At 29.5% G+C, this 26756-nt stretch carries 24 protein-coding genes, 1 tRNA gene and 1 pseudogene; 15 read left to right on the top strand and 11 right to left on the bottom strand.

The window, feature by feature from the left end; genetic code table 11:
• Positions 1-173 precede the first annotated feature (173 nt).
• Both ACH2BC_RS14420 and ACH2BC_RS14415 read left to right on the top strand, forming a co-directional pair.
• Positions 174-716, top strand: a complete 543-nt coding sequence (locus ACH2BC_RS14420; protein WP_395054858.1) for a hypothetical protein — start codon at positions 174-176, stop codon at positions 714-716.
• 100 nt (positions 717-816) lie between these two features.
• Positions 817-1782 (top strand): NAD-dependent epimerase/dehydratase family protein, encoded by a 966-nt coding sequence (locus tag ACH2BC_RS14415; RefSeq protein ID WP_395054856.1) that lies wholly within the window; start codon positions 817-819, stop codon positions 1780-1782.
• A 375-nt stretch (positions 1783-2157) separates the two neighbouring features.
• On the opposite strand, the gene ACH2BC_RS14410 is transcribed toward ACH2BC_RS14415, so the two are convergent.
• Entirely contained in the window at positions 2158-2655 is a 498-nt protein-coding gene (locus ACH2BC_RS14410) for a nuclear transport factor 2 family protein (protein ID WP_395054854.1), read from the bottom strand.
• A 109-nt stretch (positions 2656-2764) separates the two neighbouring features.
• Between ACH2BC_RS14410 and ACH2BC_RS14405 the strand changes: the two genes are divergently transcribed.
• Positions 2765-3358, top strand: a complete 594-nt coding sequence (locus ACH2BC_RS14405) for a 2OG-Fe(II) oxygenase (protein ID WP_395054852.1) — start codon at positions 2765-2767, stop codon at positions 3356-3358.
• Here ACH2BC_RS14405 and ACH2BC_RS14400 read toward each other — a convergent pair whose 3' ends face one another.
• From ACH2BC_RS14400 to ACH2BC_RS14380, 5 genes are read right to left on the bottom strand one after another with little or no spacing between them, the layout of a single operon-like run.
• The gene (locus ACH2BC_RS14400) at positions 3359-4132 is read right to left on the bottom strand and encodes an HNH endonuclease (protein WP_395054850.1); all 774 of its coding nucleotides are present in this window, start codon (positions 4130-4132) and stop codon (positions 3359-3361) included.
• A 1-nt stretch (position 4133) separates the two neighbouring features.
• Positions 4134-5081 carry a response regulator gene (locus ACH2BC_RS14395; protein ID WP_395054848.1) on the bottom strand — a complete coding sequence of 316 codons (948 nt, stop codon included), beginning with the start codon at positions 5079-5081 and terminating at the stop codon, positions 4134-4136.
• A gap of 4 nt (positions 5082-5085) precedes the next feature.
• Entirely contained in the window at positions 5086-7401 is a 2316-nt protein-coding gene (locus ACH2BC_RS14390; RefSeq protein ID WP_395054846.1) for an ATP-binding protein, read from the bottom strand.
• A complete protein-coding gene (locus ACH2BC_RS14385; protein ID WP_395054844.1) occupies positions 7402-8625 on the bottom strand; it encodes a DNA cytosine methyltransferase in 1224 nt (407 codons plus the stop codon). It lies immediately after the preceding gene.
• The gene (locus ACH2BC_RS14380) at positions 8615-8827 is read right to left on the bottom strand and encodes a helix-turn-helix domain-containing protein (RefSeq protein WP_395054842.1); all 213 of its coding nucleotides are present in this window, start codon (positions 8825-8827) and stop codon (positions 8615-8617) included. Before ACH2BC_RS14380 ends, ACH2BC_RS14385 begins: the two co-directional genes overlap by 11 nt.
• A gap of 191 nt (positions 8828-9018) precedes the next feature.
• Between ACH2BC_RS14380 and ACH2BC_RS14375 the strand changes: the two genes are divergently transcribed.
• Positions 9019-9609, top strand: coding sequence for a hypothetical protein (locus ACH2BC_RS14375; RefSeq protein ID WP_395054840.1), 591 nt, complete (start codon positions 9019-9021; stop codon positions 9607-9609).
• Between the two features lie 125 nt (positions 9610-9734).
• A complete protein-coding gene (locus ACH2BC_RS14370) occupies positions 9735-9929 on the top strand; it encodes a hypothetical protein (RefSeq protein ID WP_395054838.1) in 195 nt (64 codons plus the stop codon).
• Positions 9930-10278: 349 nt separating this feature from the next.
• Here ACH2BC_RS14370 and ACH2BC_RS14365 read toward each other — a convergent pair.
• The 3 genes from ACH2BC_RS14365 to ACH2BC_RS14355 all read right to left on the bottom strand — a co-directional run bounded on the left by ACH2BC_RS14365 (position 10279) and on the right by ACH2BC_RS14355 (position 14046).
• Positions 10279-10352: transfer RNA gene (locus ACH2BC_RS14365), tRNA-Asn, on the bottom strand.
• A 129-nt stretch (positions 10353-10481) separates the two neighbouring features.
• A complete protein-coding gene (locus ACH2BC_RS14360) occupies positions 10482-12044 on the bottom strand; it encodes a site-2 protease family protein (RefSeq protein ID WP_395054836.1) in 1563 nt (520 codons plus the stop codon).
• 79 nt (positions 12045-12123) lie between these two features.
• Complete coding sequence (locus ACH2BC_RS14355; protein ID WP_395054834.1) at positions 12124-14046, bottom strand: M1 family aminopeptidase; 1923 nt, start codon at positions 14044-14046, stop codon at positions 12124-12126.
• 179 nt (positions 14047-14225) lie between these two features.
• Between ACH2BC_RS14355 and serS the strand changes: the two genes are divergently transcribed.
• The 9 genes and pseudogenes from serS (at position 14226) to ACH2BC_RS14310 (ending at position 22885) form a co-directional block, all read left to right on the top strand.
• Complete coding sequence (gene serS / locus ACH2BC_RS14350) at positions 14226-15497, top strand: serine--tRNA ligase (protein ID WP_395054832.1); 1272 nt, start codon at positions 14226-14228, stop codon at positions 15495-15497.
• 85 nt (positions 15498-15582) lie between these two features.
• Entirely contained in the window at positions 15583-16287 is a 705-nt protein-coding gene (locus tag ACH2BC_RS14345; RefSeq protein WP_395054830.1) for a hypothetical protein, read from the top strand.
• Between the two features lie 2 nt (positions 16288-16289).
• A complete protein-coding gene (locus ACH2BC_RS14340; protein ID WP_395054828.1) occupies positions 16290-18065 on the top strand; it encodes a tetratricopeptide repeat protein in 1776 nt (591 codons plus the stop codon).
• Between the two features lie 242 nt (positions 18066-18307).
• Positions 18308-18619, top strand: coding sequence for a DUF4286 family protein (locus tag ACH2BC_RS14335; RefSeq protein ID WP_395054826.1), 312 nt, complete (start codon positions 18308-18310; stop codon positions 18617-18619).
• 216 nt (positions 18620-18835) lie between these two features.
• The gene (rsmA, locus tag ACH2BC_RS14330; protein WP_395054824.1) at positions 18836-19615 is read left to right on the top strand and encodes a 16S rRNA (adenine(1518)-N(6)/adenine(1519)-N(6))-dimethyltransferase RsmA; all 780 of its coding nucleotides are present in this window, start codon (positions 18836-18838) and stop codon (positions 19613-19615) included.
• Positions 19605-20957 (top strand): magnesium transporter, encoded by a 1353-nt coding sequence (gene mgtE, locus ACH2BC_RS14325; RefSeq protein WP_395054822.1) that lies wholly within the window; start codon positions 19605-19607, stop codon positions 20955-20957. The genes rsmA and mgtE overlap by 11 nt, the downstream gene beginning before the upstream one ends.
• A 209-nt stretch (positions 20958-21166) precedes the next feature.
• Positions 21167-22141: pseudogene (locus tag ACH2BC_RS14320) on the top strand (2-hydroxyacid dehydrogenase); the annotation flags it as partial.
• Positions 22142-22147: 6 nt separating this feature from the next.
• A complete protein-coding gene (locus ACH2BC_RS14315; protein ID WP_395054903.1) occupies positions 22148-22531 on the top strand; it encodes a VOC family protein in 384 nt (127 codons plus the stop codon).
• 36 nt (positions 22532-22567) lie between these two features.
• Positions 22568-22885: a CCC motif membrane protein gene (locus tag ACH2BC_RS14310; RefSeq protein ID WP_395054820.1), complete on the top strand. Its 318-nt coding sequence runs from the start codon at positions 22568-22570 to the stop codon at positions 22883-22885.
• Between the two features lie 288 nt (positions 22886-23173).
• Here the strand turns inward: ACH2BC_RS14310 and ACH2BC_RS14305 are convergent, their stop codons facing one another.
• Both ACH2BC_RS14305 and ACH2BC_RS14300 read right to left on the bottom strand, forming a co-directional pair.
• Positions 23174-23512, bottom strand: coding sequence for a GIY-YIG nuclease family protein (locus ACH2BC_RS14305; protein WP_395054818.1), 339 nt, complete (start codon positions 23510-23512; stop codon positions 23174-23176).
• Between the two features lie 409 nt (positions 23513-23921).
• A complete protein-coding gene (locus ACH2BC_RS14300) occupies positions 23922-25727 on the bottom strand; it encodes a GNAT family N-acyltransferase (protein ID WP_395054816.1) in 1806 nt (601 codons plus the stop codon).
• A gap of 168 nt (positions 25728-25895) precedes the next feature.
• Here ACH2BC_RS14300 and ACH2BC_RS14295 point away from each other — a divergent pair, with 168 nt between their 5' ends.
• Positions 25896-26657 (top strand): exodeoxyribonuclease III, encoded by a 762-nt coding sequence (locus ACH2BC_RS14295; RefSeq protein ID WP_395054814.1) that lies wholly within the window; start codon positions 25896-25898, stop codon positions 26655-26657.
• The last annotated feature ends 99 nt before the right edge of the window (positions 26658-26756 follow it).

The raw sequence follows: 26756 nt of genomic DNA, 5'->3' as shown, positions 1-26756 counted from the left end.
GGAGTAATTAATAAAAATGTATTAAAACTCTCTTTTTCAGTTAAGTATAAAATCAATTAGATGAATAATGTCTGTCTGAGCTTGTCGAAGACCTTTAAAAGCGTACATTTCTACAAGCTCAATGTGACAATTCGTGAAAAATAATTACATTTGATTAATAAATAACTTTGTGTATGCAAAATATAAAATTTGTGTTATCTATTTTATTATTGATTTTTATATCTTGTAATAAAGAAGAAGAAAAACTAACCAATTCAATCGAGGTTAATTATGTTTCTACAGGTCATAAATATGGTAAATTATACAAATATTTTAATTTAACGGAAACTATTATTAAAAACGATGAATATACAATGCTTGTTTATTTAGATACTATTAGTTTTAAAAGAATTGATACTTTGAAATTGTATAAGGATGGTAAAATAATTTTTAATAATGTAGAAGTTAAAAACGTTGACTCTAAAAATATAAAAAACAAAAATAAAGTTATTAATGTTCAAAAAATATATATTCCTCATATAGGAGATGTGTCTGCTGATAATTTTTCTGGAGAAATTATATATCTTAATTTTGATGGTATAATTGCGAGATATGGTATTACGTCAAATTATATTTCTTTATATGAACCAAATATATACTCTGACATACACAATAAAATATTATATCAAAAAATTGATTTTAAAAGGAATAAAAATGAATTAGATGGAAAACCTTAGTTAATTTTAACTCCTCAAAACATAAAAACTAACTTTAACAAATCCCAACATCCCAAACTTTACGAAAACGTTATATTTGTAGCAACTAACAACTACAACTATGAATAAGATATTAATTATTGGCGCTTGCGGACAAATTGGCACTGAACTTACCGTAAAATTACGTGCCGAATATGGAAATGATAACGTAATTGCATCTGACATTAGAAAACTAAATAATGATATTGTAAACAACGGAATATTTGAAGTTGTAAATGCCTTAGACTACAATCAAATTGAACATTTAATAGAAAAATATCACATTACCGATGTGTATTTAATGGCAGCATTATTATCTGCAACTGCAGAAAAAAATCCAGCTTTTGCTTGGGATTTAAATATGAATTCGTTGTTTCACGTTTTAAATTTGGCGAAAGCTAAAAAAATAAAAAAAATATTTTGGCCATCAAGTATTGCCGTTTTTGGACCAACTACACCAAGAGAAAACACACCACAATACACCATAATGGAACCGTCAACTGTGTACGGAATTTCTAAACAAACAGGCGAACGTTGGTGCGAATATTATCATGTTCAATATGGCGTTGATGTGCGAAGCATTCGTTATCCTGGTTTAATTTCTTGGAGTACTGAACCTGGTGGAGGAACAACAGATTATGCTGTAGACATTTATCATAAAGCAATTACTGATGGAAAATTCACGGCGTTTTTATCTGAAAATACCGAACTTCCTATGATGTATATGGACGATGCCATAAAAGCTACGATTCAAATTATGCAAGCTGATGCTGATGCAATTAAGATTCGTTCTTCATATAATTTAGCCGGAATGAGTTTTAATCCGAAGGAAATTGCCGAAGAAATAAAAAAACATTATCCAGATTTTACTATTGACTATGCTCCAGATTTCCGTCAGAAAATTGCAGATTCTTGGCCTGCAAGTATTGATGATGCTGAGGCAAGAAAAGATTGGAATTGGAAAAATGATTACAATTTAGAAGCCATGACTGTTGAGATGTTTGATAAACTTACTCACAATGTTTATTCTAAAAAAGCTTCACTCTGATTTATATTTAAAAATCATTTTTACACTAATCCTCCAAAAAGGCGGACACGTTTCACGAATTTTCACGAATTTTATTGCGGTTATTTATTTCACTAATTTAAATTAGATTTCACACGAATTTCCACGAATTTTTTGCGGTTATTTATTTCACTAATTTAAATTAGATTTCACACTAATTTCACGAATTTCCACGAATTTTTTGAGGTAATTTATTTCACTAAACTGTCTTAATTTCTACTATTTTAATTCTTTAAATCTTTTAATAAATAAAAACGCTACCTAAAAAATTAGATAGCGTTTTCCCTCTAAACAAAACAAACTTATTTCGAAGTAACAAACTTCTATTCTATTTACGTCAAACAAGTTGTTTTGGATTTATTTTTTCTGTAATTTTTCTATAAGTGGATTTTCAATTGCCGATTTTATTTTTATTACTTCATTAGTAGTATCGTTTGGAATGGTCATTGAAAGTACGTAATGGCTAATTTTCCAACTTCCATCTGTTAAAACTAAAACGCCTGATGCTCTACAAATTTTCATTTGTGTATTTAATAATTCGTCAAACCAAGCTGTTTTTTTATCCTTAGAAAAATAAATGTTTCGTTCTAATGCTGTAAAACTCCAAGCTTTTCCTTTGTCAAAATAAGGTTTTGCAAATGCTTCAAATTGTGGTTTTGTCCAGTTTTCTGTTGCATCAGTTCCAATGTAAATAGCATTTGGCGAAAGCATGTTAAAATACTCATTAAAATTAGCATTTGCAGCAGCTTTATGCCAATTGTTTAAAAGTGAATTTATAGTAGTTTTTTGCTCATCAACATTTTTAATAGAAGAACAACTTGAAAATATAAATGCTAGAAAGAGTATTTTTTTCATATTTATAGAGTTTAAACAAATATAATTAAATTGAAAATTTAAAACCTATTTTCTAATTTTAATTGGGTTACCTTGCCAAGATACTTGCAAAATCGAGTGTGTTTATACAATGGAAAACAGCTTTGAAACTTTAATTGCAAGTTATATAGAAAATAATGTAGGTATTGCAAATCACTTTATAAGTGATGAATTGGCCAATCATTTAAAAGAAAATTTGCTTTCGCTAAACGAAAAACACTTGTTGCTTACCGCAGGAACAGGCAATGCAGATAAGTTAATTCACAACACCACAATACGAAACGATGTGATTTATTGGTTGGATAAAAAACACAACAATCAATATGAAAATGAATTTTTCGATAAAATTGAAGCATTTATTTTGTACTTAAATCAAGAATGTTTCGCAGGAATTACCGATTATGAATTTCACTATTCATTGTATGAAAAAGGAAGTTTTTACCGCAAACATTTAGATCAATTTCAAGACAATACCAGCAGACAATTCTCAATGATTTCGTACTTAAACGACAATTGGAAAATAGAAGATGGTGGCGAACTTTTAATTCATAATAAAGATAACAACCAAAAAATTGCACCCACACAAGGTAAGACGGTTTTCTTTAAAAGTAATGAATTGGTTCATGAGGTTTTGGTTACTAATGAGAGAAGGATGAGTGTTACTGGTTGGTTGAAGAGAGGATAGTTATTTCAGAAAAATACTGTCTAAATGATATTCCAAAAACTCTTTTCTTGGTAAATAACTTTGCGGTTCAATTATTTTTCTATTTTCGATTGAAGCGAAGTGATTGTTGAAAAAAGGAGAATCTTTTTTCTTTTTCAATTCGGTAGATAAAATTATTTCATAATTAGTATTTATAGCAATAATTCCTTTATCAAATGCTCTGTCGTAAAGTGGTGAAAGACAAATTCCGTTTTCTGGATTTAATCTTTCTTTTTCATTTTTAGACCAAGGAATTATGTGACTTGCTAATAATAATTGCGGAATATCAATTCCAGTAATCGCGCATTTACTAGCATAATTTGCTAAAACCATTTCTCTAAAAACTGATTGATTTACTCTCGTTTTTACTTCACGAGTTACCATTTCACCTTTTAAATCTTTAATGTCAAAAAGTAATTCTTTGTATTTATTTTCTATGGATGTGTTTTCTTTTTGAGCAAGGATTTGTTCGCTTAGAAAAACTAATTCTTCTTGATTGTAGAAAAACTCATCCCAAATGGGTTTAACGATATTTTTTCCTCCATCCATTCCTTTAATTCCTCTAGCTTGTAAAGCTGGATCAACACTTGCAAAATTTACTAATCTAATTGCAACCGAATTAGAAGTTCGACCTATTAAACTAGCCAAATGGATAATGTCTTTATTTGTACTATGCATTTTTCCAAAAGGAATTTTTAAGTATAAGTTGAATGCTAGGATTAATTCTTCTTTAGTCCAGAGATTTCGGGTTGCCATTTTAATTATCTACATTAAATTTAATGTATTCCAAGAGTTCTTTAAAATTTATTCGATGCTCGATTATATTCCTTCGTATAGAAATACATTGTTCACTGTCAAATTCAAAATCTTCTTTTCCAAATTGGCCAATAAGAACCATTTTTCCCTCTTTTTGTTTTGCTTTAGAATGTGCAAACTTATTTCGGATATCTATAACTTCATTGAAATAAGTTGAGTTTCTTTTTAAGAAAGTAATTATTTCTTTTGATTGAACTTGCTTATTATACTCTCGTAATAAATCTCTAAAAATACTCCATTTTCTATTTGCTTCTATACTTTGAAATATATTATCAAATCCTATTTCGCTGTACCTTTCTTTAAAACTTTCAGAACGAGTTGATAGAAATTTATCTGCATATTCGTCTATAATTTCTTTTAATCTGTCGGTATTAAGTTGAAGCCTATTATTTGCTAATTCTAATGTTAACTCTTCAATGATAACATCAAGTTGACTTGTTTCTGAGGTAATCAAACCTCTTGTAGCATTTAATTCTAGTAATTTATCTAAAGTTAGAATAATTAATTTTTCTACTTTATCTAAAAAAGTATCTCTATTAGTATGAAAAGTAATTCTATCCATAAAAGCAAGTCTTTCTTTAACTTCTGGACTATCTCGAAAATTTGACTTTGCAGAATAAAAAAGTATTTCAGTTGAAAATCGTCTGTTTTCTCTTATTTCTTGAATTATAACATCACCTGTAGTTGTGTTTAAATTGAAATCTGATAAAATTAAATCATATTTGTGTTTAGAAATATAATCATCAAGTTTTGCTTCATCATCTACTGTTTCAACATTAGATTCAAAACCCAATTCATTTAAAAATGTCCTAATACTTTCAACTTCTCCGTTTGCAATATATTCTTCTATATCATTATCAATCCAAAGGATGTTATATTCTAATTGCATATTTTTATTTTTTGAAAGATATTAAAAATTCTACTCCTTTTTTTAATTTATTGTTGACTTCTATTTTACTTTTAAGCTTTTCAATAATTTCCTTTACATGATACAAACCAAGACCAGAACCTCTTCGCGAAGTTGAAAAGCCAAAATCAAAAATATTATTAACAACATTTTCTTTAACTCCATCACCATTGTCTTTAAACGAAAGAATTACAGAATTTTCTTCTTGCCTTAACCAAGAAACTTCAATTTCTGAGGCATTGTTTTTAAATGAATTGCTTATAAGATTGTCTAAAACAATTATCATATCAATTGGGTTAAACTTAATTTTTAAACTTAATAATGTTGGTGTTGAAATATTGATTTTTAGTAATTCTCGATTATTTTTTAAATCTTCCCTGTGTTTATAAACGTTCTCTAAATATTCATTTGTAAAAGTAATTATATCAATTTCCATATTATTTGCGTGAATGTTAAAATTAACTTTCTTAAAATATTTTGAAAAAGAAGTTATTTTTTCATTTTGACGACTTATTCTTTTAGTAATTTCTATTAGATGGTTTTTATCTAAATTATTATTTATTGCCTTAGCAAGATTTTCTATATCAGATTTTATCAAATTGGTAGTTAAACCAATATGATGAAGAATACTTTCAAGATTTTTAGTGTCATCTGTTATTTCATGAGTTAAAAAATTATTTTGAGTTGATACAAATCCAAGTTTTTCAAAAATTTCTTTGTTCTCGTCTTTTACTAACTCAGTTTCTTTCTCAGCTGACCGAACACGTTCGTCAGATTCTTTTAAAATTCTTTCTATTTTTTGACTGTCTGCCAGTAACTTCGGATTATTAGTTTCACTTGCAATTCGTTTAAAATTGCTAACTAGCTTTTTAGCACTGTTTTCTTCTTGTTGACTTATAAGTCTTATTAGATCTTTATTATATTCTATACCAAGAATTGATTTGTCATCAGAAATATTGCCGATAAGTTTAACAAGTTTTTTATTAACTTCATCAACATTTAAATTTTCAATATTATCGTCATTAACTCCCCAAGAAGTTACATCAATTACATATTTTTCTAATCTTTTAAGAGTTTCAAAAAGGTAATATTCTAGTTGACTATAAGCTTTTGTTTTAACTAAACCTCCATCTCTGCTAGTTGTTTCTTTTAAATCCGTTTCTTCTCCTTCAATTTCAATTATTCCTATTAAATTTCTTAACCCAATATATCTATTGTATCCTTGAACAGCTCTGTTGTCAATGCCTAATATGTCATTATTCCTTTCTCCAAAAGGATAGATTCTAAAACCATTTTTATATACAAAAACATTACCATATTCAACTGCATCGATACCAATTCTTCTTTTAAAAATAATCTTTGCTGATCTATTTAAAAAATAAAGTTTGATAGATATTTTATTTAAAAGGTTATGCTTATTTTTCTCTTTAATTGTATAAATAAAGTTTTCTCTATCATTTAAAGAAGTTGTAACAACGTCGCCTAGGTCTGAAATTTCAGTTACTATTTTTGTTGTTTTAATATCAAGCTCTTCGAAAATAAAATTTTCTATTTTTCCATTTACAGTATTTCTATAAATTCTGTGTCCCTCTCCTTTTGATAAAAATTTTTGCTTTTCATTAATATCATTTTGTATTTCGTCAGGAACAACAATATTTATATTAAACGGATTTTCTTTAGCAGATTTATTTAAATCAGGTCTAATAAGTTTAGATAACTTATCTTTTAATTTTTTTAATTCATCTCTATTCCATTCTTCAGTGCTTATACCACTTATTTCCAATATTGTCCCATGTTCAATACCGTATTTATTTTGAGTAATTACACTATGTTCAACAGGTATTCTTATGAATTCTTCGTTTTGATTTTCTTCAAATTTTTTCCAATTAACATTAATGTTTTCGACTTTGCTATTTACTTTATTCTTGATTGTGATCAAATTTAAAAATTGACCAAGTCTATCACAAGAGAATCTACCTACACCTTTTGCACCAGCATAGTGACGATTAGACTTAATTTTGTTTCGATAATCAAAGTCCTCAGTCTTATCTTTTTTTGCAGAATAAGCCACAAATAACCATTTGTTGATCAAATCATTATAATCCATTCCTTTGCCATTGTCTTGGATTATAATCTTTGCATTTGATGAATAAATATTTTCAAAAGTTATATTAACCTCAGATGCATTCGCATCAAATGAGTTTTTCACTAATTCAAAAATTGCAACAAAATTGTCAGTAATTAATTCACTTCCAATAAGATTTTTTAAACCTGAACTTATTTTAAAATACTCTTTATTCATTCATAGGTTTATTAAACTTTTTAAAATCAATCCACTTTGCTCACTAAAAAGTGGTGGAATTGCATTGCCAATTTGAGTATATCTTGGCACTTCCTGAACTCTTAATTTACCACCAGTTGTATATTTTCCTTGAAATTTATACCAATCTGGAAACGATTGTATTCTGGCATATTCACGAACCGTTAGTATTCTTGCTTCTTGATAATGTATATAATCGTCTGGAAGTGTAGTTATTGTAGGTGTTTTGTCTTGAGCATTTAATGGTATAACAGTTCTCTTTTTAATATTATACTTTTCTTGAATTTCAGCACTGATATTAAAATTTCTTCTATCAGTAGTTTCTTCGAGAATGCTTTTAAATCGTTCTATAATTAATTGTGAGTGTTTTGGGAAACGATGACTATCCGCAATTTCATTTTTTATTCCTTGACGCATTAATTTTTGGTAATTACCTTTTTGCTTTCCATAAATTCCTGATTGAAAACTAGGAAAATCTGGAGTAGGTTCTAAACCATTTTGTTTAAATAAATCTGAAATTGCATCTTGAAGATTAGTCTTTTCATTTAACCCTTTTTCTTTTAGAAATTCAAATTTATTGTTTTCTAAAGAACTGAAAAATTCATTTGCTTTTTCTTGCGTAGCATTATCTAAAGTTTTTTTAATACCAACAAGTATAAAACGTGTTCTCTTTTGAGGTACACCATAATCTCCAAAATTCACTAATTGTCCTTTCACAAAATAACCTGCAGCATTTAATTTTTGTGTTACCTGTGAAGAATAGGCAATTCCTTTTTCTTTATTTTTCTTAAATTCCATTGTAAAACCTTTTACATTTTCGAAGAAAATAATTTTTGGTTCTACAATTTTTACAAAATTTATATAGGAATTAATTAAGTCGTTTCTTAAATCGTATTCATTTCTTTTTCCCGCCATTGAAAAACCTTGACATGGCGGTCCGCCTGCAATCATGGTTACTTTACCTTTTAATTTTTCAAGTTTAGATTTATATTTATCTAAAACTTCATTTATTTCCAATGCTTGTTGTGGTAACCATTTTGGCCAATCGAAATGTTTTTTTTGATCTATTAGATTGTATTCTAAAGTTTTGAATGCATCAATGCTTTTTTCAATAGCAAAAAGTCCTTTCCAACCAGACTGATGTAAACCTAATGAAAGACCACCACAACCAGCAAATAAATCGATGTAAGTTAACTTATTTTTCATAATCGAATAAATCTTTTATATTTATTTCGAAAGCGTTCGCTAACTTTTCAATTATTAAAAGAGATACATTCCTTTCGCCTTTTTCTATATCTGAAATATATGTTCTGTCAATATTTGCTATGTTTGCCAAATATTCAATAGAGTAATTTCTTTGTTCTCTTAGCGATTTTATTTTTATCCCAAATTTTTTTCTCAAATCCATAATCTGTAAAATTACATTTGCGAGGACAATTGACCTGTGGACAATAATCCTTTTCTTTTTACTTAAAAATGTTTATTAAAGTAAATAATTCAGATTTAGTCTAATAAAAAAATACAGAACTTCATTTTTAACAAACCCAATAAAATTCCAATCATAAAAAAAACTATATTTGAAATCTTAAAAATAGTATTATGAAAAAGTTAGTTGCTTTATTGGTTATAAGTATGTTGGGGTTAAGTTCTTGTAAAAAAGACGCCACTGAAGTTACAGAAGAAAGTGAAACTACAGTTACAGATACAGCCTTTGTTGCAACAGATAGTGTTGCTTCGGCAAGCGCATCGATGGTTCAGCCAATACAACCAGATGCAACTGGAGCAAATCCAAATACTATAATGAGACAAAATTCGGGTATGCCAATGCAACAAACTACAACTGCTGTGCAACAAGTACAACAACCAGTTGCAACTGCCAAAGGAATGAATCCTGCGCATGGTCAACCAGGTCACAATTGCGGAATTGCTGTTGGTGCGCCATTAAATTCTGCTGTAAAAAAAGCTCCTGTTGCTAGTACATCCGTGTCGCCTGTTCAACAAGTTCAAGCTTCGCCTCAATCAAATACGGTTCCAAATTCGCCAATGAGTTTTAATACTGATGGGAAATCTACTATAACTACAAGTACGCCAACAACTCCTGTTGTAACTGCGCCAGGAATGAATCCGCCACACGGACAAGAAGGTCACGTTTGTGCTGTTGCTGTTGGTGCGCCATTGCCAAAACAATAATTTATTTATAGAATTTTACAACTTAATTTTTTAATTGTGTAATATAATTTATTGAAGCTAGAAATATCTTTGATGTTGCTTTGCAAATGCAATTGCTTTATTTCTAACTATTAAAAATTAGTATTATGAATTTGAAACGTACTTTTGGTTTTATTCTTACCTTACTTGGTATTGGCGGAATGATTTATACAGCAATGTTGTTTGCTCAACCTTCTAGCGAGACCAACAATGTAAAATCTCTTATTATTTATGGAGTTTTAGGAATTGTGTTTTTTGTATCTGGAATTAGCTTGGTAAAGAACACTAAGGATGAAGCATAGGTTTTTAAATAGTGAACTTTTATCTAACGTTTTGCAATTAACATTTTCACTATAAAGAAATAAAATTCTTACACAATTATTTTATGAGTTAGACTGAAGAAAAAGTTTGAATTTTTATTTCTGTTTTATAAAACAACAAAATCTGTTTACAAAAGTGAATGGACTTTATTGTATAAGGGTTTTATTAAAATTAAAATTAATTTTTTAAACAAAAAAAGTCTAACATTTCTGCTAGACTATTAAATTGTTGTCTATTATGTCTCGAACCAATTCCGATAGCTATCGGAACTCTGATTAACAGTTTTTTTAAACAAAAAAAGTCTAACATTTCTGCTAGACTTTTAAATTGCTCCCTCTCTTGGGCTCGAACCAAGGACCCTCTGATTAACAGTCAGATGCTCTAACCAACTGAGCTAAGAAGGAAACTGTATATTTTAATTTTTTTAAGAACTTTTCTGGTTGCTTTTAGATAAATTATCATCGTTTAAGCGGTTGCAAATATAATATGTTTTTTACGTTTTACAAATTAAAAAGTAAAAAAATTATATTTATTTATAAAAGTTTATCTACAACCAATTGATAAATATCTTTTCCGAATGTTAAAGCCATTAGACTCAGTAAGATAATCATTCCAAAGGTTTGAACATAACCTGCAGCTTTTTCATTTAAAGTTTTACCCGTAATCATCTCTACAATTGTAAAAAGTGCGTGTCCACCATCTAATCCAGGAATAGGAAGTAGGTTCATAAATGCTAAACCGATTGAAAATAGTGCTGTAAAACCCCAAATAAATTCCCAATCCCATTCGTCTGGAAGCATTCTTGCAATTCCAATTGGGCTTTTTACTTGAGTGTAAGCTCCAGTTGCTGGTCTTAAAATCAATTTAAAACTATTAATATTATAAATGATTTGGCTCCAAGACAGACGAACTGCCTCATTTATTGAATTAAAAAAACTCATTTTATTCACAACAGTATACTTATCGAGTTTAGAATTGTCAAATTTTATACCCAATTTCCCTGATTTATTTATTTTTGATACTACATTAATTGTTTTATTATCTCTTTTAATTTTTAGTAGAATGGATTTTCCTTTATTTTCTTCTAATTGTTTTTTAAAATCAATATTCGAAATTTTACCATTTGCAGAAATAATTATATCACCAGATTTTAAAGATTCGTTATTTTGAATTTCTTTAATTGTTAAATCAGATAAATTATAATTTTGGTTAATAAAAATATTATTTCCAGTAAATGTTCCTAGAGAGTCTGTCTTAATCATGATATTCAAATCCTTTCCATCTCTGTTAACTAATAAATTTATATAATCATTTTTATGTAATTTTGATTCATTTAGAACTTCATCATAATAGGTATATCTAACTTCGTTAATTCCTAAAACTTTATCAAACCTCTTTAAGCTAGTAGATTTTGAATTTGTTATAGAATCAATAAAAATTTGATCTAATTTTATTCTTGCTTGAATAAAACTTTTACCTTCTTTTCTAATAATTTCTCCTTTTTGAGAATCTGTTAGGTGTAGATTAATTTCTTTACCATCTCTATTTACTTTTATATTATCTCCAAATAAAACTCCCATAACGGCATATTTTAAATCTGGAATAAACTCTCCATCAATAGAGACAATTTTATCTCCATTTTTAAATCCTACTTTTTGACCAACATCACCATAAGCCAAACCATCTTTCTGAACTTTTTCTAGTGAAATATATTTTTGTCCAACTGTAGAAAATAGTGTAGTATATATTACCAATGCCAAAACTATATTCACAAATATTCCACCCAACATAATTATTAATCGTTGCCAAGCTGGTTTAGATCTAAATTCCCATGGTTGTGCTGGTTGTTTTAATTGTTCACTGTCCATACTTTCGTCCATCATTCCCGAAAGTTTTACATAACCACCAATTGGTAGCCAACCAATTCCCCATTCAGTATCGCCAATTTTTTTCTTAACTAAAGAAAATCCTGCGTCCATAAATAGATAGAATTTTTCTACTCTAACTTTAAAAATTTTTGCTGTAATGTAATGTCCAAATTCGTGAAGTATAACTAATACTGATAAAATGAAAATAATTTGTGCAGTTTGTATCATTTAATATGTAATGTGAAATATTTTTAAAAAGCAAAAGTAAGGTTTTCACCTTACTTTTAATCAATTTTCTTGCCGTTGCTTATTTTTTTATAATTTTTTTATGAAAAACACCTTTATCTGTCACAATATCAACAAAATGAATTCCTGTAGAAAGTTGCGAAACTGAGAAATTTAGTTTGGTTGATTCTAAAACTTTTTGACCTAAACAATTAAAAACAATTATATTTTGTACTTCTAAATCACTAGGAACTTGAATGTTTAATTCATTAAAAGCTGGATTTGGAAAAACTGTAATTGCATTTTCTAATTCAAATGCAGAATTAGTTAAAGTAAACGTATTATTTTTAGAAATTATATTTTGATTAACATCAAAAATTACATCTACAACTTGAAATGGTACATTAACTATAAATTCCTGTCCATCAAATGTGTTTTCAACTATTACATCTAAAAAGTTTCCATTTACATCATATAATCTAACAGGAACAGGCATTTCAAAATAGCTCACACTAGCATTAGATTGTGTTTGATTAACTGTAATTTTAGCTTGTCCTGTTCCAAAATTTTGAGCTGTTATTAAATATGTTGGGTAACCTTGATTTATAATCCAATCATTAAAAAACTCTGTTAAATCCAGTCCAGATGTTAATTCCATATGTGATTTAAAATCAGAAGTAATTGCATATTTGTAAGCTAAATTAGTATCTGCTAAGTAGTTTCTAACACCTTGAAAGAAAACAGCATCTCCAAGTTTAAATCGAAGCATGTTTAACACCATCGCACCTTTGTTATAGGTTAATCGTCCGCTAAAAATTCTATTTACATTTGCAGCTTGTGTATCTGTTAAATATACATTTCCGCCTGTTTGAGAAGTAATATTTCCTATCATATACTCTTTCTCGGCAACAAAAGCTTCTGCTCCATCAAAATTTTCAATTACTAGTGCGGCAAGGTAAGTTGCAAATCCTTCATTTAACCAAATGTCTTTCCAAGTTCCACATGTTATTTTATCGCCAAACCATTGATGCGCCATTTCGTGAGCAATTAATCCTCTATTAAAATTATTCATAAATGAAACTGTAGTATGTTCCATTCCTCCACCCCAACCAAATTGTGCGTGGCCGTATTTTTCATTTCTAAACGGATATAATTCGAATAAATTTGAAAAAAAATCTAAAATTAAAGGTGTTTGATTTAATTGTTCTTGTACAGCAGGAGTAAAATTCTCTGGATATATATAATTTACTATTGGATATGTATTTGCGCCACTTCCTGCGGTTTGAGTATAAACAGTATAATTTGTAACTGCCATACATATTAAATAGGCAGGAATTGGATAACCATGGTGAAAATGAGTAGTTTTATTTGTACCATTTAAAATTGGCGCTTCTGGCTCAACACCATTAGAAACTGCAACGTATTGACTTGGAGCAGTAATGTAAACATCAATTGAATTTATTTTATCATTTAAATCTTGTTTGCATGGCCACCAATCTCTAGCTCCAAAAGGTTCAGAAAGTGTCCATAAAACTGGTGTTCCATTATGAGTTTGTGATGCAAATGCACTAAATCCTGAAACTGGTGGTTGTCCAGAATAAATTATTTCTACTGTTTCAGAACTTCCAATTGAAAGCGAAGTAGGTAATGTTATAACCAATTCATTATTGCCATTTTGAACAAAAGTTAAATTGGTATTATTCTTCTTTACAGAAGAAACCACAATAGGATTTGCTAAATCAAATGTTACGGTATTCATATTTGCTAAAGCTGTAAATGTTGTAGTTACTTTGCCAGATATGAAGTAAATTGCAGGATTGACTGTAAATTCTAATTTATGATAAGTAATATCATAATTCAACGTATTCGGATTTACAACAACATTTAGTAATCTAGATGCAGAATGCATTTCTGAAGTAATCATATCATCAAACTCTTTTCTATGATTTTGTCCAAAAGAAAATGAAATTGATAAGATAAATAATATAAAATAGGATTTTTTCATGGTATTGAGCAGTATTTTTGCGAATATACTAACTATATTAAAGCCAAACTGATAAACATATCTTAAATATACGTTTAAATTTCTATAATAGATGCAATTATAATCTAAACTTTAAATTTTATATTATTGAATTAATAAAAAGCAATTTCATAAATTTGCTTCCTTATAAAAATTAAGTCATGTTACAGATAGCATTTATTAGAGAAAATCAAGAGAAAGTAATTACAGCTTTGGCAAAAAGAAATATGGATGCCAAAGAACTTGTTGAACAAGTTGTGCAATTAGACGAAAGTCGAAGAAGCGTTCAGGCAGAAATGGATAATTCTCTTGCAGAATCCAATAAATTATCTAAAGATATAGGTGATTTAATGAAAAATGGTGAAAAATCTAAAGCAGAAATTTTAAAACTTAAAAATGTTTCATTAAAAGAAAATAGTAAAGCTGCTTCAGATAAATTAGAAGTTTTAACCCACGAGTTGACTCAGAAAATGTATCTTTTGCCAAATCTTCCTGCAGAAATCGTTCCTTTTGGAAAAACACCAGAAGAAAATTTGAACGTATTTGAATCTGGCGAAATTCCTAAATTGCATGGCGAAGCTTTACCACATTGGGAATTGGTAAAAAAATATGACATTATTGATTTTGAATTAGGTGTAAAAATTACTGGCGCAGGATTTCCTGTTTATAAAGGAAAAGGTGCCAAATTACAACGTGCCTTAATTACTTATTTTTTAGATAAAAATACAGATGCTGGTTATTTAGAATATCAAGTTCCGCATTTGGTAAACGAAGCTTCTGCTTATGGAACAGGACAATTGCCAGATAAAGAAGGTCAAATGTATCATGATGCAACTGATGATTTATATTTAATTCCAACTGCCGAAGTTCCGGTAACCAACATTTTTAGAGATGTAATTATTGCAGAAAATGATTTACCAATTCTTTGTACAGGTTACACGCCATGTTTTCGTCGCGAAGCAGGTTCGTATGGCGCACATGTTAGAGGATTAAACAGATTACATCAATTTGATAAAGTAGAAATTGTACGTGTAGAACATCCAGATAAATCGTATGAAGCACTTGAAGGAATGGTAAATCACGTGAAAGAAATTCTTGACGAATTAAAATTACCATACCGAGTTTTACGACTTTGTGGTGGCGATATGGGTTTTGCATCAGCATTGACTTATGATTTTGAAGTTTTTTCAACAGCTCAAGATAGATGGTTAGAAATTTCATCAGTATCAAATTTTGAAACGTTTCAAGCCAACAGATTAAAATTGCGTTTTCGCGATAAAGATGGAAAAAACCAATTGGCACACACATTAAACGGAAGTTCACTTGCATTACCAAGAGTTCTTGCCGGAATTTTAGAAAATTATCAAACACCAGACGGAATAGTAATTCCAGAAGTGTTACGTAAATATACAGGTTTCGATAGTATTGACTAATTAATTAAAAGTTAATAAATTTTATCGATGTACTAAACTGGCACAAAATGTGTTACTTTAGTACATTGTATTTTAAAGTTATTTTATGAAAAAACTTTTTATTTTATTGTTTTTATCACTTTCGCTTTTTGTTCAATCGCAAGAATATAATTCTTTAATTATAAAACAAGGCAAGACAATTGAAGAATTTGTTCCAAAAAATTGGAAAATAATATATAAATCTGATGGCGATTTAAATAAAGATAAGATTAAAGATGTTGCATTTGTAATAGAAAATACAGCCAAAGAAAATTTTATTTTAAATGATGGATTAGGTGGCGATACATTAAATATCAACCCAAGATTCTTATTAATTTTATTTAAAAATGAACTAGGTTACAAGCTTCAATCTGTTAATGAAGATTTTATTCCATCTCAAAATGATGCAGAAAGTACTTGTTTAGCAGATTCTTTTTTGCAAGATGGCGGAATGGAAATTATAAATGGTATTTTAATAATAAATTTAAGATATTGGTTGAGTTGCGGAAGTTGGGAAGTTTCAGATAAAGTTTTTAAATTCAAATTTCAAAACAACAAATTTGAATTAATTGGTTATGACAGTTGGAATTTTCATAGAGCTAGTGGTGAAAAAAATACTGAAAGCATCAATTTCTTAACAAAAAAGAAACAGTTGGTAACTGGATTAAACGAATTTGAAGAAAGTAAACCAATAACTGTTTGGAAAAATATTAAAATAAATAAACTTCTAAATCTAGAAGAATTAACAGCAGATTCAGAAATTAATTTTTAAGTATGAAAAAAATACTTTTATTATTGTTTTTATCGCTTTCGCTTTTTGTTCAATCGCAATCAGAACAATTGGCGCAAAACTATTTTGATAGAGGCGAATTTGAAAAAGCACAAATTGCCTTTGAAGAATTACTAAAAGCACAACCCAATAATTTTAATTATTTTCAAAAAACAATTGAATGTTATCAGCAATTATCACAATTTGAAAAAGCCGAAAAAAGTATTCAAGATCGTTTAGACAAATACAAACAAGGTAGTCTTTTAGTTGAACTTGGTTATAATTTTCAATTACAAAAACTGCAAGATAAAGCCAATAAACAGTACAATCTTGCTTTAGATAAAATCAGAAAAACGCCAAATGAAGTATATAATATCGCTTATGTTTTTGAACGTAAAGCGCTAATAGATTTTGCACTTCAAGCATATCAAATTGCAATAGATTTAGAACCAAAGTTTAATTTTAATTTTCAAATGGCATTGCTTTATGGTCAAAAAGGCGATACTGATATGATGATTGAAAAATTCTTAACCGAATCTCAAAACAATCCTCAAAATTCGATAATGATTCAAAATCAATTGTCTCGTTTTATGACAGAAGATGCGAGTGAAACTTTTAATACTGCCTTGAAAAAAGCATTATTAGTTAGAGTTCAAAAAGGACAAGATATTTTTTGGAATCAATATTTAAGTTGGTATTATGTTCAAATAAAAGAATACGGAAAAGCATTTATTCAAGAAAAAGCAATTTATAAGCGTGATCCCGAATCGTTTTCTAATATTGTAAATCTAGGTCAACTTGCAATTGAAGAAAATGATGACGAAACGGCAACAGAAATTTTAGGATTTGTTTTAGAAAACACTAAAGATTTAGATTTACAAATTCAATCGCATTCCTATTTAATAGATATGAAAATTAAAAAAGCGCAGCCAAAAGATTTTGTTGCGATTAATACAGAATTGGATAATTTAATAAAAGAATTTGGCGTTAGTCCATATTCATTATCACTTTTAAAACTAAAAGCACATTTTGTAACCTTTAATTTAAAAAATGCCGAAGAAGGAAAAACAATTCTAAAAAATGCTTTAGAAATGCCTTTAAAACCTAATCAAATTGCCGAAACCAAAATGGAATTGGCAGATATTTTATTATTTGAAGAAAAATTTAATCAAGCATTATTGTATTATTCTCAAATAGAAAACGAATCTAATAACAGTCCAATTGGTCAAGAAGCAAGCTTAAAAATTGCTAAAACTAGTTATTACAAAACCGATTTCGATTGGGCAGAACATCAATTAAAAGTATTAAAATCGGCTTCAACACAATTAATTGCCAACGACGCATTAGATTTATTTCTGTTGTTAAACGACAGTAAAGCCGAAGATTCACTTCATGTAGCATTAAAGAAATTTGCTAAAGCTGATTTTTTGGTCTTTCAAGATAAAAAACAAGAAGCATTAATCTCTTTTCAAGCAATTTTAAAAGAGAATAAAGGATCAGAAATTGAACCTGCAACATTAATTAGAATTGGAAAAATCTATGAAAAGTTAAACGATTTTCCGCAAGCTTTATCCCATTACAAACAAATTATTGATAATCATAAAGAATGCATTTACATTGATGAAGCCAATTTTTATTCGGCAGAAATTTACAATCAATTAAACGATGTTGAAAAGGCAAAACCACTTTATGAATCCATAATTATGAATCACGCAGATAGTATTTTCTTTGTAGAATCGCAAAAAAAATATAGGAAACTTCGTGGCGATAAGGATATTTGATTAATTTCAATTTCAAAATCAATTTCAAAAGACAATTTCAAAAATCAATTTCAATTTCAAAAATTTAAGAAATTTAGTCATCTTGAGCGCAGTCGAAGGAACACAAAAAATTATATGTCAAAAATTAATTTCAATTTCAAAATTCAATATCAATTTTGTCATCCTGAGCGCAGTCGAAGGAACATAATTAATTCTATAAAAAATCTGAAATCTAAAATCGTTAATCAACAATCGAAATCAATATGATAATTTACAACGTAACAATAAACATTCACGAAAGCGTTCATGACCAATGGATGCAATGGATGCAAACGAAACACATTGCAGATGTACTTGCTACAGGAAAGTTTTCGTCTGCAAGAATGGTTAAGGTTTTAATAGAAGAAGAAATGGGCGGAACAACATATTCTATTCAATATACAACCGATACTAAGGAAACTTTGCAAAAATATTACGATGAAGATGCGCCAAGATTAAGAGACGAAGGTTTAGCACTATTTGGAGATAAAATGTTAGCTTTTAGAACCGAATTAGAATTGGTTTCTGAACATTAATTTTAAATTTTAAATGATGGAAATTAAATTTCCTGTAAAAAATAAAATTGACAAGAATAAAGATAATTTTCAAATAATTATTAAACCAAGAAATAATGATTAAAGTATAAATTATTAATTTCTAAATTTAAAACAAACCGCTTTGTGCCTTTGCGAGAAAAAACTTAGCGACTTAAAAGTAAATAAGAATAAGATACTGAAATAAATTCAGCATAAATGGAAAAAGTAAAAGCCAAAAAACACCTCGGACAACATTTTTTAAAAGATGAATCTATTGCCAAAGCAATTGCAGACACCTTAAATCTTGAAGGTTACAACGATTTATTAGAAATTGGTCCAGGAATGGGAGTTTTAACCAAATATTTATTGGAAAAACCAGTAACTACTTATGTAATAGAAATCGATACCGAATCGGTAACTTACTTAGAGGATAATTTTCCAAAATTAAAAGACAAAATCATTGCTAAAGATTTTTTGCGCTACAACATCAACGAAATTTTCGAAGGAAAACAATTTGCCATAATTGGAAATTTTCCATACAATATTTCAACCCAAATAGTCTTTAGAACTTTAGAATATCGAAGTCAAATTCCAGAATTTGCAGGAATGTTTCAAAAGGAAGTTGCCGAAAGAATTTGCTCTAAAAAAGGAAGTAAAGTATACGGAATTCTATCAGTTTTAGCACAAGCGTTTTATGATGTAGAATATCTTTTTACAGTAGACGAAACCGTTTTTATTCCGCCACCAAAAGTAAAATCTGGCGTGTTAAGAATGCGAAGAAAAGAAAATTTTACATTGGCTTGTAATGAAAAAATGCTTTATACAGTTGTAAAAATGGCATTTCAACAACGAAGAAAAACTATGCGAAATAGTTTAAAAGCATTAAATTTGTCCGATAATTTAAGATTAGATACTATATTTGACCTTCGACCAGAGCAATTATCGGTAGAACAATTTATAGATCTTACTCAAAAAATAGAAGCCAATGCAGTTTAAAATCAGCAAAGAACTTTTAGTTCAAATAGAGCAATTTATTCAACAAAAAAACGATCAAGAACTTGAAGTTTTGTTGAATGAAATGCACCATGCTGATATTGCCGAAATTTTTGAAGAATTAGAACCATACCAAGCAACCTATCTTTTTAAAATTCTTGATAGTGAAGTTACCGCAGAAATTCTGCCAGAACTTGAAGAAGATTTACGAGAAAAAATACTTCGTGGCTTATCTGCCAAAGAAATTGCCGAAGAACTTGACGAATTAGATACAGATGATGCTGCCGATATTATTTCTGAATTGCCACAACGCAAAAAAGAAGAAGTAATATCAGAATTAGAAGATTTAGAACACGCCAAAGACATTGTAGATTTACTACGTTACGACGAAGATGAAGCTGGCGGATTAATGGAAAAAGAACTCGTAAAAGTTAACGAAAACTGGACAGTTCTTACTTGCGTTAAAGAAATGCGAACCCAAGCAGAAAACGTAACGCGCGTACATTCAATATATGTTGTAGACGATGAAAACCGTTTAAAAGGTCGATTATCATTAAAAGATTTACTCACAACATCTACCAAAACACACATTAGCGAAGTCTATATAAAAAAAGTAGATTACGTAAAAGTACATACACCCAATGTTGAGGTTGCACGAATAATGCAAAAATACGATTTAGAAGCCATTCCAGTTGTAGACGAAATGGGACGATTAGTTGGTCGTGTAACCATTGACGATATCGTTGATGTAATGAAAGAAGAAGCCGATAAAGATTACCAATTAGCAGCCGGAATTTCGCAAGATGTTGAAGCAGATGATAGTATTCTCGACCTAACAAGAGCACGATTACCATGGTTAGTCTTGGCACTTTTTGGCGGATTTATTTCCGTTCACATGTTAGGTTTGTTTGAAGGCGCAATGAAAAACCACAAAGAATTATTCTTTTTTACACCATTAATAGCGGCAATGGCAGGTAATGTTGGTGTACAATCATCGGCAATAATTGTTCAAGGTTTGGCAAATAATACACTTAGCGGTTCGCTTTTTAACCGATTAATAAAAGAAGTTTCACTAAGTTTATTAAACGGAGTAATCCTTGCTATAATACTATTTTTAGGAAGTTATTTTTTACTTGGCGCAAGCACAAAAATCATTTTAACTATCACTACAGCATTAATTTCAGTAATCATAATCGCCTCATTATTAGGAACATTTGTACCATTATTGCTAGACAAAATCGGTGTCGATCCAGCACTTGCAACTGGACCATTTATTACAACCAGCAATGACATTTGTGGCATATTAATTTATTTTTCTATTGCTAAATTAATTTTAGGATTTTAATTTTTAGAAGCAATTGGCTTGAGCTTTTTTATCAACCATTTTCCAGCTTTCATTCCATAAATCCCGATGAAAAATCGGGATGTTATTCCATTCAATCTGGGCTAAATAATTTTTGTCTTTTCTTTCAATTTCAGTTACACAAAAACAATTATCTTTATACATTAAAAATAACTTTGCGCCTTAGCGACTTAGTGGCAAAATAGTAAACTTTGAAACCCGAAACAATAAAAATCCTTCACCTAGACAACAATCATCCATTATTAAAAGAACAATTGCAAAATGCAGGTTTTATTAATGAAGAAGATTTTACATCTACCAAAGAAGAAATAGAAAATAAAATTCATAATTATAACGGAATAGTTATTCGTAGCCGATTTAAAATCGATAAAAAATTTCTGGACAAAGCCACCAATTTACAATTCATAGCACGCGTTGGCGCAGGATTAGAAAGTATAGATTGCAATTATGCAACCCAAAAAGGAATTCATTTAATTGCTGCGCCAGAAGGAAATTGCAATGCTGTTGGCGAACATGCAATAGGAATGTTGTTGTCATTATTAAATAAATTAAACAACGCCAACAATCAAGTAAAAAATGGCAAATGGATTCGCGAAGGCAATCGTGGTTTCGAACTAGAACATAAAACTATAGGAATAATTGGTTATGGAAACATGGGAAAATCATTTGCCAAAAAACTTCGTGGATTTGATGTAAACGTAATCTGTTATGATATTCTAGAAAATGTTGGCGATGCTAATGCCAAACAAGTTTCATTAGAAGAATTACAATTAAAATCAGATGTTTTAAGCTTGCACATTCCTTGGGATGAAACTACAGATAAACTAGTAAATACAACTTTTATAAATCAATTTGCCAAATCATTTTGGTTCATCAATACATCTCGCGGAAAAAACGTTGTTACTGACCATTTGGTTTTGGCTTTGCAATCTGGTAAAATTCTTGGCGCAGGTTTAGACGTTTTAGAATATGAAAAACTATCCTTTGAAGATTTATTTTTATCATCAACTAATGAAATTCCATTGCCATTACAGTATTTGCTTCAAGCAGAAAATGTTTTATTAACACCTCACATTGCTGGTTGGACATTTGAAAGTCACGAAAAATTAGCGCAAACAATTGTAGATAAAATCAATAAATTTTATAATAAAGAAAAAGTTGAAGAACCCATATTGCAACGAGTAACTGGTCTTGGCGGAGTTTTCTTTAAAGCACAAAACTCTAAAGAATTATTATCTTGGTATGGAAAACATTTAGGATTAAAAACAGACGATTATGGTTCAACCTTTTGGTGGAAAGATAAAAATGGTAACGATTGTGCTACACAATTTTCGCCAATGAGTGAAAAAACCAATTACTTCAATCCAAGCGAAAAGCAATTTATGTTAAACTTTAGAGTAGCTAATTTAGAATCGCTTCTAGAAGTTTTAAAACAAGAAGGAATTACAATTGTAGGCGAAATAGAAAGTTATGACTACGGAAAATTTGGTTGGATTTTAGATCCAGAAGGTAATAAAATAGAACTTTGGGAACCAATTGATAGTGTATTCCAATAAATTTTATAATTTCGCAATCCTAGAATTAATTTAAATATGGAAAACAACATCATTAAACAAACTTTGCCAAATTCAGTCACAGTATTAGTTTTAGGAATATGTTCTATAGTGTTATCGTGTATTGGCGTAGGATTAATTCTGGGTATAATAGGATTGGTACTTTCTAGTAAAGATAAAAAACTGTACAATGAATCTCCTAGTTCTTATGAAGGTTTTGCACAATTAAATGCAGGATACATAATGTCTATTATTGGTACTTGCTTAGGTGGTCTTTACTGTTTGTTTTTACTGATTTATTTTACAATAATTGGTGGAGTTTTAGCAACGGCATTAGCAACAACTGGTGTTAAATAAATGTTTTAGTAATAAAACACTTCGACAAGCTCAGTGAGCAATTTGTAGATTTAATTGTCAATAAATAATTGTTTATAAATCTTGTAAGAACTCAATTCTGAAAATTACTGTCAGTCTGAGCTTCGCCTTCATTGACATAGGACAATCGAAGACTTTTTGAAACTAAACTTAAACAAAACACTTCGATACTTCCTACGTCAGCACAGGCAAAGCTCAGTAAGACATTTGTAGAAATAATTGCCAATAAATAATTGATTATAAAATTTGCAATAAAAACAATTCTGAAAATTACTGTCTGTCTGAGCTTGTCGAAGACTCATCTATGTTAGGTTTTCCAAATTGAGAATAATTCTTAGAATACAATTCAATTTTGTCCCAATTATTTTCAATTAAGGCCTCTTTTTTTATTCTGCTCCAGCCTTTTATCTTCTTTTCTGTAGCAATTGCATCAAGAACATCATTAAATGTTTCAAACCACATTAATTCCAATGGATGTTTGTTAAAAGTATAACAACTTTTGTTTCTGCCAGAAACATGCTCGTTAAACCTTCTCTCAATATCATTTGTAAAACCAGTATAATACGAGTTATCGCTGCATTTAATGATGTATACAAAATATGATTTCATGTAATTATTTTTAATTAAACACTTCGATGCTTCCTACGTCAGCACAGGCGAAGCTCAGTGAGACATTGTAAATTTAATAAATTTACATCTGACTTCAATATAAAAAACACTTCGACAAGCTCAGTGAGACATTTGTAGTTTTAATTGGCAATATAAAAGATTTTACAAATCTTGCAACAAACACAATTTTATGCAGCACTGTTAGTCTGAGCTTGTCGAAGACATTTAATACAAAACTATATACAAACAAAACACTTCGACAAGTTCAGTGAGACAGTGAATTTTAAATTGGCAATATAAAAAATTTTACAAATCTAGCAATAAACACAATTTTATGCACCATTGTCAGTCTGAGCTTAGCTTGTGATGACGCAGGAAGTAAAGACCTATGTTAATTTAATAGCTAAAACTACATTCCTTCTTTCTCACCAAGTTTTCGTTCCAATTCTGCTTGAAATTCTTCCATAACAGGTTTCATAGTACTCTCTGGAATATCAGCAATTCTTATGTACATTAAACCATCAATAGCATTGTTAAACAAAGGGTCAACATTAAAAGCTACCAATCTTGCATTTTGTTTAATATATTTTTTTATTAAAACTGGTAATCGTAAAACTCCAGGTTCAAGTTCGTCAATAATTTTGTCAAATTTATTTAAATCGGCTTCGGCTTCATCAAAAATAAAATCCTTATCAGCATCTTTCAATTTAACTTTAAATTCCTTTTTTGGATGTACATATTGGGCAATGTATGGATCATAATAATTAGATTTCATAAATTCTATCATTAACGATTTAGAAAAATCTGAAAACTGATTGCTAATACTTACGCCACCAAGTAAAAATTTATGCTCAGGAAAACGTAACGTAATATGAATAATTCCTCTCCATAATAAAAACAATGGCATTGGTTTTTGTTGGTATTCTTTTATAACAAATGCGCGTCCCATTTCTATAGAACTTTGCATCATTTCGTTCAGTTCATTTTCAAATCTAAATAATTCGTTCAAATAAAAACCTTCAATTCCATATTTAGGAAAAATTTCACTTCCCAATCCCATTCTATAAGCACCAGCAACTTGCTTGGTTTCATCATCCCAAAGAAACATATGGTGATAATAGTCGTCGTATTTATCTAAGTCTAACGATTTATTTGTTCCTTCGCCAACTTCTCTAAAAGTTATTTCTCGTAATCGTCCTATTTCGTGAATTACATTCGGAATTTTATCGGCTTTGGTAAAAAACACTTCATAGTTTTTACTTTGCAATAATCTGCAATCACTATCTCGAAGTTTATTTACTTCTTCAACCATTTTTTCCTGATTGGCTGGCGTTGCAATTTGTTTCGGACTTCTTGGTAATTTTAAATTAGGAACCGTTAAAAACTTACTTCCATCATTAAAAGAATTGGCAAGCATGTAGGTTTTCTTTCTTAAAAATTCTGAATATTCTTCAATAGTTTTAAGCTCATTTTGTTCGTTTACAGAAATTGGTTTTCCAATTCTAACCTTAATAACTCTATCTTTTTGTGTCAATAATTCTGATGGTAATTTAGCAGTTCTAAGCGTATCATCAATTTTAGAAAGCAAGTAAAACAACCTACTATTTTTTGCATGAAAATATATTGGTACAACAGGAACTTGTGCTTTTCTAATCACTTTCATTGCACCTTCTTCCCAAGGTTTATCAACCATTAGTTTTCCGTCCTTATAAGTAGAAACTTCTCCAGCAGGAAACATTCCAAGTGGTTTTCCATCGCTTAAATGTCGCAATGTTTCTTTAATTCCTATAACGCTAGATTTGGCATCTTTATGGTTTTCAAACGGATTTACTGGCATAATGTAAGGTTTCATAGGTTCAATTCTATGAAGCAAGAAATTGGCAATAATTTTAAAATTAGGTTCTCTTTCAAGCATTAATTTTAAAAGCAAAATACCATCAATTCCTCCAAGTGGATGATTGGAAATGGTAATATATGCGCCATCTTTGGGTAATCTTTTTAAATCTTCCTCTGGAATTTCAAACCTAATTTGAAATTCATCTAAAATGGCATTTAAAAAAACAACATCTTTTAAATGTTTATTTCTATCATAAATCTTGTTTAATGTAGAAATTTTAAGCGTTTTCATTAGTAACCAACCAGCAAAAGTTCCTAAAACTCCATATTTTTCGGCGTTTATTGCTTTCGCAACTTCTTTAGCAGTGACTAATCCCATTTATATAATTTTCGTTTTGCAGTAAGTAACAAATATAGTAATTCTACAGTTACTTAATTTTCTAAATTACAAAATTCTAAAAATGGGTAAACATTTACTATAATTTATAACTTTTCTAGTATTTTTTTATTGTTTTTATTTACATTTGAAATTCATAAATCAACAACAATGCGAATTATATCATACAACGTAAACGGAATTAGAGCAGCAATTACTAAAGGATTTCTAGACTGGTTGCAACAAGCCAATCCAGATGTAATATGTCTTCAAGAAATAAAAGCCAACGAAGATCAAATTCCTACCAACGAAATTACAGCCGCAGGTTATCCGTACCAATATTATTTTTCTGCCAATAAAAAAGGTTATAGTGGTGTAGCAATTTTGTCTAAAACCGAACCTAAAAAGATACTTTACGGAACAGGAATAGAAAGTATGGACTTTGAAGGCAGAAACATCCGAGCCGATTTTGATGACATTTCTGTAATGAGTTTATACTTACCATCAGGCACAAATATAGATAGATTAGGACATAAGTTCAATTACATGGAAGAATTTCAAGACTACATCAATAAGTTAAAAGTAGAAATTCCAAACCTTGTAATATGTGGCGATTACAACATTTGCCATCAAGCCATAGACATTCACGATCCCATTCGCAACGCCAATGTTTCAGGGTTTTTACCACACGAACGCAATTGGTTAGACCTTTTTATGAAGGCAGGTTTTATAGATTCTTTCCGTCATTTTAACAAAGAACCGCACAACTATTCTTGGTGGAGTTATCGCGCTGGAGCAAGAACAAACAATAAAGGTTGGCGCATAGATTACAATTTGGTTAGCGAAAACCTTCGCAATAGAATGTCGCGCGCAGTAATCTTGCCAGAGGCGAAACACTCTGACCATTGCCCTATTTTGGTCGAGATAGATTAGAAGCCAATCGCGCTGTACATTACACTTTTTCACTTTAAAATTGGCTTTTTCTAGTTAAAAAAAGAGCTTCCGTTGGTCGCTTTTTTTCAACAAGAAAAA

It is taken from the genome of Flavobacterium sp. (genome assembly GCF_043760115.1).
Taxonomy (GTDB): domain Bacteria; phylum Bacteroidota; class Bacteroidia; order Flavobacteriales; family Flavobacteriaceae; genus Flavobacterium.
This window is presented reverse-complemented; position numbering and strand designations above follow the sequence as displayed.

Bases quoted from the DNA above. Each gene is read 5' to 3' on its own strand.
- ACH2BC_RS14420 (WP_395054858.1), top strand. From the start codon at position 174: ATGCAAAATATAAAATTTGTGTTATCTATTTTATTATTGATTTTTATA.
- ACH2BC_RS14415 (WP_395054856.1), top strand. From the start codon at position 817: ATGAATAAGATATTAATTATTGGCGCTTGCGGACAAATTGGCACTGAA.
- ACH2BC_RS14410 (WP_395054854.1), bottom strand. From the start codon at position 2,655: ATGAAAAAAATACTCTTTCTAGCATTTATATTTTCAAGTTGTTCTTCT.
- ACH2BC_RS14405 (WP_395054852.1), top strand. From the start codon at position 2,765: ATGGAAAACAGCTTTGAAACTTTAATTGCAAGTTATATAGAAAATAAT.
- ACH2BC_RS14400 (WP_395054850.1), bottom strand. From the start codon at position 4,132: ATGGCAACCCGAAATCTCTGGACTAAAGAAGAATTAATCCTAGCATTC.
- ACH2BC_RS14395 (WP_395054848.1), bottom strand. From the start codon at position 5,081: ATGCAATTAGAATATAACATCCTTTGGATTGATAATGATATAGAAGAA.
- ACH2BC_RS14390 (WP_395054846.1), bottom strand. From the start codon at position 7,401: ATGAATAAAGAGTATTTTAAAATAAGTTCAGGTTTAAAAAATCTTATT.
- ACH2BC_RS14385 (WP_395054844.1), bottom strand. From the start codon at position 8,625: ATGAAAAATAAGTTAACTTACATCGATTTATTTGCTGGTTGTGGTGGT.
- ACH2BC_RS14380 (WP_395054842.1), bottom strand. From the start codon at position 8,827: ATGGATTTGAGAAAAAAATTTGGGATAAAAATAAAATCGCTAAGAGAA.
- ACH2BC_RS14375 (WP_395054840.1), top strand. From the start codon at position 9,019: ATGAAAAAGTTAGTTGCTTTATTGGTTATAAGTATGTTGGGGTTAAGT.
- ACH2BC_RS14370 (WP_395054838.1), top strand. From the start codon at position 9,735: ATGAATTTGAAACGTACTTTTGGTTTTATTCTTACCTTACTTGGTATT.
- ACH2BC_RS14360 (WP_395054836.1), bottom strand. From the start codon at position 12,044: ATGATACAAACTGCACAAATTATTTTCATTTTATCAGTATTAGTTATA.
- ACH2BC_RS14355 (WP_395054834.1), bottom strand. From the start codon at position 14,046: ATGAAAAAATCCTATTTTATATTATTTATCTTATCAATTTCATTTTCT.
- serS (WP_395054832.1), top strand. From the start codon at position 14,226: ATGTTACAGATAGCATTTATTAGAGAAAATCAAGAGAAAGTAATTACA.
- ACH2BC_RS14345 (WP_395054830.1), top strand. From the start codon at position 15,583: ATGAAAAAACTTTTTATTTTATTGTTTTTATCACTTTCGCTTTTTGTT.
- ACH2BC_RS14340 (WP_395054828.1), top strand. From the start codon at position 16,290: ATGAAAAAAATACTTTTATTATTGTTTTTATCGCTTTCGCTTTTTGTT.
- ACH2BC_RS14335 (WP_395054826.1), top strand. From the start codon at position 18,308: ATGATAATTTACAACGTAACAATAAACATTCACGAAAGCGTTCATGAC.
- rsmA (WP_395054824.1), top strand. From the start codon at position 18,836: ATGGAAAAAGTAAAAGCCAAAAAACACCTCGGACAACATTTTTTAAAA.
- mgtE (WP_395054822.1), top strand. From the start codon at position 19,605: ATGCAGTTTAAAATCAGCAAAGAACTTTTAGTTCAAATAGAGCAATTT.
- ACH2BC_RS14310 (WP_395054820.1), top strand. From the start codon at position 22,568: ATGGAAAACAACATCATTAAACAAACTTTGCCAAATTCAGTCACAGTA.
- ACH2BC_RS14305 (WP_395054818.1), bottom strand. From the start codon at position 23,512: ATGAAATCATATTTTGTATACATCATTAAATGCAGCGATAACTCGTAT.
- ACH2BC_RS14300 (WP_395054816.1), bottom strand. From the start codon at position 25,727: ATGGGATTAGTCACTGCTAAAGAAGTTGCGAAAGCAATAAACGCCGAA.
- ACH2BC_RS14295 (WP_395054814.1), top strand. From the start codon at position 25,896: ATGCGAATTATATCATACAACGTAAACGGAATTAGAGCAGCAATTACT.